Origin of the sequence: Microcoleus sp. OTE_8_concoct_300 (genome assembly GCF_031383065.1) — a bacterium.
Classification (GTDB): Bacteria; Cyanobacteriota; Cyanobacteriia; order Cyanobacteriales; family Microcoleaceae; genus Microcoleus.
This window is the reverse complement of record NZ_JANMZH010000752.1, coordinates 22172-29002: the sequence shown is the minus strand read 5'-3', so window position 1 is coordinate 29002 and position 6831 is coordinate 22172. Positions and strand designations below refer to the sequence as shown.

Genomic DNA, 6831 nt, shown 5'->3' with positions numbered 1-6831 from the left:
CCCGCCCGTCCTTTTTTGGACGGGCGGGACGCCCATCCCACAATAACAATTAAAATTGTAAGTTATTTAATTCGCGATCCTAAGTAATTTGCCGGATACGAGCTCAAAAAATCTCGTTTTAAACTGATATTTTGCACCATTTTGAGCAACGCCTAAAATGGTATAACATTGGTGATAGGGGCGTAAGTTTAAAAGCTGATTTAGTATAACATTTTTTTTCAAACCTCCTCATCAACAACAACTCCCCCTTTTGTCAGAATTTTCTGCAAGTTGAGAACAGCGATAATTTTTTCTTCATAAAAAGCGGTAGCCAGCAGATATTCGCGGTTTGCCGAATTTAGTGCAGCAGGAATAGTCGCAAGCTCTGCCACATTTAAATATATAATATTTAAGATTTCGTCAACAACTATACCAACGACCAAATCTTCAATTTCAACAACGATCGCTTGAGAGAGAGATTTTGTATCCCCCGACATATTTAAAACATTCCGAATATCCACTAGCGTCAGAATCTCGCCGCGCAAATTCATATTTCCAATAATGCGATCGGGAGTGCAAGGAACCGGAGTTACTTGGTGAATGTGAGTAAATTCGCGCACTACCTCTAGATTGATGCCAAAGTATTCGCCGTTCAAAACAACCACCGCCAGCGACATATTAGCTGCAGAATTTTCGCGATCGCCTTCGAGCCTCAAATTCTCAGCTCGCTCTCGAAAAATTGCCTTTTGTTCCGGCGTAGCATTCGGACAAAAAACGTGAGGCTGGCTCAAATTTTTAGCATCTTCCGCTAACAATTTTGGCTCTCTCTCTAACTGCAAATTTTTGCCATCTACCTTGCCTGCTGCCGCCCAAGAGGCTGCACCGTTTGCAGAAACTTGCATTTCTGCCTCTGTTTTGTCGGGAGAATATCGAATTAAACGATCGAGATTGAGCAGCATGATAATATCGGCTTCACAGCGGGCAAATCCCGCTAAAAATTGATGCGACGCCTCTGGCTTGTCTCGCCCGTAAGATAGCTGCGGAGTTATCGCGTCTGCGGGGATATGCTTAACTTCGCTAACTTCATTGACAATGATGCCAACTCGAATTTCTTGCCATTCTATGACGATCGTACTATCTGTGACAGCATACTCCTGCCAAAGGGATCCAAAACGGAGATTCAGATCCATCACGGGTAGAACTTCGCCCCGAAGGTCGATCGCCCCAACAATATCTTGAGGTGCTTCTGCAATTGCTGTCAACTCCGGGAGAAAGAAAATTTTCCTAACGTAGCAGGCTTCTACACCCCAGAGAAAACCGTTCTGTTTAAATATAAGATACGGCTTAATTTCCATATTTACCCTAACACTTTATTTACTAGGACTTGCGAAAAAAAATCTGGTTTCTACGATCGTATTGGGTTGGGATGCGAGGCATCTACAAAGAAACCGGGCTTTTAGCTTCTCTGCGTCACTTTTGTTAGGGGGACAATTTTACCAATTTGTTTTTCACATCCATCAATACTTCACTCGCTGTCATTTTTCCCTCCTGCCCGATCGGAGTATTGGGCGGTAGTTTTTTGAGAATATCGCAAGATGAGTTGTACATTTTTATAGCTATATTTAGCTTACCTTCTTTATCGTATATATTCGCGAGTTCTAGATAAGCTGAAACAAAATACGGATCGAGATAAATGGCTTTTCTCAAGAAAAATTTAGCTTTTTCCAAGTCACCCTGTTCTTCGGCAATTTGAGCTTTCAAATAATAAGGAAATACTGACATAGCATCTGCTTTGCTAGCTCGCTTGCAGTGTTCTATCGCCTGAGAATACTTACCTAAATTTGCATAAATTTGCGCCAACAAATAATCAGCATCAAAAGTCTGACTTTCCAGGACTAGCGCCTGTTCTGCCTTGTTAATCGCCTCAATATAATCTTTATTCTTCAAACATTTTTTGGCTTCTAAAATTAGCATTAAATAAGTTGTTTGCGGTTTTTTTTCTTCTACAATAGGATGTGAAAATGAGCCATCCTTACCCGCCCAATCTCCCTCCACATACCGAGTTCCCACCATCTTTACCAACCCTGTATCTGCTGTTAACCGCGACCCCATATCCGCCAAATTGCCGTTAGCAAAACTAGCTAGCACGGTTCGCCTCGGTAACAACTGACGGCTGTCGTAGTCAACGGACCCTCCCTTTCCTGATTCCCCAAACGCCCCGGAGGGCTTGGATGCTGAGGTAATCAAAGACTCTATTTTACCTGGTTCCTCCCCTGGGACATTCTTGGCTTGATAAACAACCGACTCCGGGAAAACCTTTGGTTGAAAATCGTGCATCACGTGATTGTGAACTTCAGCGTGACCAGTCATTAAATATCCTCCTGGTCTCAGCGTCTTGGCAAACTTTTTCAATACCTGTGAAATATATTGATGTTCAAAATAAACAAAAACATTTCTGCACACTATCAAATCCATGTTATTAATATCTGTGTCATTATTAGGGTAATTATCTGTTACTAAATTTAGACAACTAAAGGTGACTAATTGGCGCAAATTCCTGTCTATTTTCCACTCTATTTTACCCTTGTCGAAATACCGCCTTTGGAGTTCCGGGTCAACCAAGCGAAAAGACCACGTGCTGTAAATTCCTCGCTGCGCTTTTTCTATTACTTCTTGATTGATATCAGTACCTAAAACTAAAATTTTCCAGTTTTCCCAATCAGGAATTAGCTGTTTTAAAATAATAGCTAAAGAATAAGGTTCTTCACCCGTCGAGCAGCCAGCACTCCAGATTCGCAGTGTTGGCTTAATTCCCGATGTCTCGTGCAATTTTCTTTTTTGAGCGATCATTTCAGGGAAAATAACTTTTTCCAGGAGCGAAAACTGTCCTTTGTCCCGCATGAAATAACTTTCGTTGGTTGTCAGCAGCAACGCGAGTTCGCACCATTCGCTTTGACTTTCCCGACTGGGAGTGGCTAACATTTGATAATACTTCTCGGGAAGGGCTATTTTTACAGCTTTCATCCGAGTCAAAAGTTTTTGAGATAAAGCCGATCGATCTTGCGGGCGAATTTGTAAACCCATCTGAGTCGCTATTAATTGAATAAATAGCTGAATTTGTGCATCATTCATATCAACTTTCGTCAATGTGTTTAGGTATAATCGGCTGTTATCTGGAATTGGTAATAGGGGATTGGCTAGGCTTTTGAGTCGATGCACTCACAAAAAAGATACCAACACAAATAATATCATATCCCGTCGATCGACGCCAAGATTCGAGTCGGGGCGAGTTGACGCTTAGCTGCTGCCCCTCTTAAAAAATCAGGCGTGAACCCCCCGACAAAAATTATCTATCGTGAATTTAGACGACATGATATCAAAGGCCAAAGGTAGAAAACAGAAGCCCGGAAAAAATTCGACCGTTTGCCTTCTACCTTCTGCCTTCAAACGCACCAATCTGCAACTTTAAGCTGGATAAATGCGTAGGCGGCGATTGGGTTCTTCCCCAAAACTGTGGGATTTCAGGTGATAGTGTTCCACAAGTTCGTGCTGCATTTTGCGGACGTTGGGAGAACGGGGCAGGAGTTCCACCGGCTGTCCCTTGGGAATGACAATTTGCTCGACTGCCAAGCGGGTTTCTTCGAGAGCTTCGAGCTCGTCAGAAGAACCGCTGCGGGCGAATAAGGCGAGGTCTGCCACTTCGGGGGTGCCCGGGTCATCCATGTCCAACAGGCGCCGTAAAGCTCTCGCTACGTGGGGAATAGTGCCGGCCTTAATTGTGTGCAGGGGAACTTGGCGAGTTTTGGCCAAGTGCCTCAATTTCGACTGGTTCCGAACGTTCGATCGCAAAGCCAAAACCACGTCAGCACTCTCAATATCCTTCGTCAGCAGCACAGGCAGGTTCAGGGTCGAAATCACCTGTTCGAGCTGGTGGCGAGCTATGCCGTAAGGATAAACGTGGAGCGGCAAATCTTCGCCGTTAGGGCCGACATTCTGGGAAAAACGTCCGGGCTGGGCTACGGGTTCGATGGCCAGGGATTCTTCGAGCAGTTGCTCGAAATACCGAGTCTCAGAAACCGGCGCGCTCTTAGCAGAGAAGTTCTCGCCTGGAGCGGGCATCGGCACCATTTTTCCAGCACTCCGCCACCCAGAGATCGGTGTGACGGGCCGGATTGGCGATACAGCAGCCGGGCCGCTGGAAGCTGACATCCCCGGAAACCGGGCGGGGGGAGCGGCCGACTCGCGCTCGATAATTACTTCTCCAGTCTCGCTGACGCTTCTGATTTGCTGGTGCGGTTCGCGTCCCCGCAGCAGAGTGTCGATCGAATCTGCAACTCGCTCGTGTATTACCCAGCGCTGGCGTTCCAGCATTTCGACGGCAATTTCAAAAGTTGGCGGTGCTTTGCGCTCCAAAACCGTCTTTTGAGAACCGCGGCGCCTTGCTTCGTCATCTCCCAGCGTCACCGCTTGGATGCCCCCAATTAAATCTGCCAGAGTCGGGTTTTTCATCAAGTTTTCGAGCCGGTTCCCGTGGGCGGTACCGACCAACTGCACGCCCCTTTCGGCGATGGTTCGAGCCGCCAAAGCTTCGAGTTCCGTGCCGATTTCGTCAATCACGATCACTTGGGGCATATGGTTTTCCACTGCTTCGATCATGACTTGGTGCTGGAGTTCGGGACGGGACACTTGCATTCTGCGAGCTCTGCCGATCGCTGGGTGGGGAATATCTCCATCTCCGGCAATTTCGTTGGAGGTGTCGATGATTACCACCCGTTTTTCTAAGTCATCGGCGAGAACCCGGGCAATTTCGCGCAAGGCCGTGGTTTTGCCAACGCCGGGGCGGCCGAGCATCAAAATTGACTGACCGGTTTCCACCAAATCGCGGATAATGCCGATCGTCCCGAACACAGCGCGGCCTACCCTCAAAGTCAAGCCGATAATCTCGCCGCTGCGGTTGCGAAGGGCGCTAATTCGGTGCAGGGTTTGCTCGATACCGGCTCGGTTGTCGCCGCCGAAGTGGCCGACTCGCTCGATGCAATAGTTGAGGTGTGCCTTGGAAACCGGTGTTTGGGAAAGAGGTTCGGCCAAGGATGGAAAACGAGCTTCAGGTTGGCGGCCCAAATCCATGACAATCTCAATGAGATTGTTGCGCTGCGGGTGCTGCTCTAAGGGCTGCCGGATCTCATCTGGCACGATGTCTAATAATCTGTTGAGGTCGTCTGTAATCTGCATTCGCCTCGATGTGTTCGGTTCAGTGGACAGTTGTCAGTGGACAGTTGTCAGTTGACAGTGGACAGTTGTCAGTTTACGCAGCGGTGGCTAGAAACCCGGCTTCGACGAGTTTTGAGTTGGGTAACGAGAAATATACTAAGAAACCGGGTTTCACTCTTGTCGCAAGTGCGATCGCAAAATCGCACAATACAGTTGTTAGTTATCAGTTTTCAGTTTTTTTTGATTAACAACTAACAACTGACAACTGACAACTGTCAACTGTCAACTGTCAACTGACTTTTGAGCTGGGAAACTAGAGAACGAGCTAAACTCACGGCCTCCCTGAGAAGTTCTGGGACGGCTTCGAGCTGAGGTAGCCTCGCGGTTTGAACGAAGGCTGTTGGCGGCGCGGCTGCCACCGGAACCGCATAGGCTCGATCGGTCTGCATTGTTTCTAATTGTTCTAAAATTGGCGATAGCAAAACCCTGGCATAGCTGCCGTAAGCTACACCTGCAATGTATGGAACAGGGGGAACTGACAAATTTTTCCCGCCATCCTTCATCAGTCCCTCGGCTCTGAGCTTGCTGACAGTGTGAGCATTAGTGCCGCCTGCAAGTTGCACGTATCCCGGCAACTGGGCAGCCAAAACTTTTTGACCGAGTTTGACCGCGGCTCTAGTAGTTCCTGTTCCGATATCTCCGCTCATTGGCCTACCGTCGGTTTGCCAAATTAGGGGACAAGGAAGGGGGGAAATTATTTGATAGAGTGTCCGCAAATAATCAATCAAACCGTCTCCATCGGGGCAACTAATTGCTATTACCTTGAGTTGACCGACCCAGGGAGCTATGCTCGACCAAAGTCGCCCAAAATCTGCCTCTCTGCCTACTTGCGTGTGGATTTCTAGGGCGTCGGCACCGGATTGCAAGATTAAAGGTGCGATCGCGGCGGGAGCAGACACGTAAGAACGAGTATAAATCAGTTGGCTCGGACAAATCGGCAGACAGCGACCGCAGCCATAGCACTGCTGGTCTATCACCCCGGAAAAACCACTGCCAGCCCTCTGAAAAACTATTGCTTCGGCTGGACATATTTTTTCGCACGGCCGCCAGCAGTCCGCCGGACAATCGGCTGGGTTGAATTCGGCTTTGCGAAAATGCGGGTCTTCCCCATCATTTAAACTCACCATCAGCCACGGCAACCCTTTGCCGCCAAACCTGCGGTTTTGAGTTCTTGCCTGTAATTCGCTGGCCACTTGTAGGGCTTCTTTCGCTGCTGCGACGGCGGCGGGATCTGCCGCGACATCGATACAGTCAGCGCCTGCTAAGGTGTAAGCCAAGGTGAGATTCCGTACAGCAGGTAGGTGCTGAAAGCTCGCCCCACAGATCAGCTTGAACCAATGGCCACCTTTTAATGAGTTTAGGGGATGATAATGTTCTGTCACCCTTATATGCTAATCCTTTCAGCTAAAAATTACTATGTGGAAATTTCTACTTAATTTTAAAATTTAGGCGGGTACAAGCTGAAAACGCTACTGATAGCAGTAGCTCGGGCGCTGTTGGCTCTATATGTAGAGTTCTGCCTTAATTTTTTTTCCTAAATTTGATTTTTTTGAGAGCGGCTGCTGAAGGGCGATTGGGAGA

General features: G+C 47.6%; 4 protein-coding genes. All 4 read right to left on the bottom strand.

Annotated features, from left to right (window positions below; translation table 11 throughout):
• Positions 1-218: 218 nt before the first annotated feature.
• The 4 genes from ACUVJL_RS33725 to ldpA all read right to left on the bottom strand — a co-directional run bounded on the left by ACUVJL_RS33725 (position 219) and on the right by ldpA (position 6632).
• The gene (locus tag ACUVJL_RS33725) at positions 219-1334 is read right to left on the bottom strand and encodes a chemotaxis protein CheW (RefSeq protein WP_445249814.1); all 1116 of its coding nucleotides are present in this window, start codon (positions 1332-1334) and stop codon (positions 219-221) included.
• Between the two features lie 124 nt (positions 1335-1458).
• Positions 1459-3111, bottom strand: coding sequence for a CheR family methyltransferase (locus tag ACUVJL_RS33720; protein ID WP_445249813.1), 1653 nt, complete (start codon positions 3109-3111; stop codon positions 1459-1461).
• A 333-nt stretch (positions 3112-3444) separates the two neighbouring features.
• A complete protein-coding gene (locus ACUVJL_RS33715) occupies positions 3445-5211 on the bottom strand; it encodes a R3H domain-containing nucleic acid-binding protein (protein ID WP_445249812.1) in 1767 nt (588 codons plus the stop codon).
• Positions 5212-5465: 254 nt separating this feature from the next.
• A complete protein-coding gene (gene ldpA / locus ACUVJL_RS33710) occupies positions 5466-6632 on the bottom strand; it encodes a circadian clock protein LdpA (protein ID WP_445249811.1) in 1167 nt (388 codons plus the stop codon).
• Positions 6633-6831: the final 199 nt, after the last annotated feature.

What these genes read in the sequence shown, in the direction of transcription:
- ACUVJL_RS33725 (WP_445249814.1), bottom strand. Translation starts at nt 1,334, where the DNA reads ATGGAAATTAAGCCGTATCTTATATTTAAACAGAACGGTTTTCTCTGG.
- ACUVJL_RS33720 (WP_445249813.1), bottom strand. Translation starts at nt 3,111, where the DNA reads ATGAATGATGCACAAATTCAGCTATTTATTCAATTAATAGCGACTCAG.
- ACUVJL_RS33715 (WP_445249812.1), bottom strand. Translation starts at nt 5,211, where the DNA reads ATGCAGATTACAGACGACCTCAACAGATTATTAGACATCGTGCCAGAT.